The sequence below is a fragment of the Curtobacterium sp. 18060 genome (assembly GCF_902706105.1).
Taxonomy (GTDB): Bacteria; Actinomycetota; Actinomycetes; order Actinomycetales; family Microbacteriaceae; genus Curtobacterium.
In genome coordinates this window covers 1-382 of sequence record NZ_CACSJV010000142.1, presented here as the reverse complement: position 1 = coordinate 382, position 382 = coordinate 1, and the positions used below count along the sequence as shown (strand labels likewise).

The following is a 382-nucleotide window of genomic DNA, read 5'->3' as shown; positions in this document are numbered from 1 at the left end:
GGCCACTGGCGCCCGGCTCGAATGGCTGCCGCTGGAGGCGCTCTGCTACAGCGCCTGCCAGGCCGAGAACCGGCTCACGCTGTCGGTCGCGCCCGGCGCCGAATGCATCGCCTGGGACGTCACCGCGCTGGGACTGCCGCATTCCGGCCAGCCTTTCGCGGAAGGCCGGTTCACGCAGCACATCGAGGTGCCCGGCATCTGGCTGGAGCGCGGCACGATCGACGCCGCCGATGCGCTGCTGATGGACGGCCGGTTGGGGCTCGACGGGCACCGCTGCCTGGCCTCGGTGTTCTTCGTGGCGGGCGAGGCACTGCCGCGCGAGCGCCGGGAGGCTGCGCTGGACGCCGCACGCGCCGTGATCGACGCGCATGCGCTGCAGGGA

1 protein-coding gene is annotated in these 382 nt (G+C 73.3%); it reads left to right on the top strand.

Translation table 11 applies throughout. The annotated features are described in order from the left end of the window. The coding region (locus tag GVL05_RS19950; RefSeq protein WP_200849293.1) for an urease accessory protein UreD at positions 1-382 on the top strand (382 nt) is incomplete at both ends.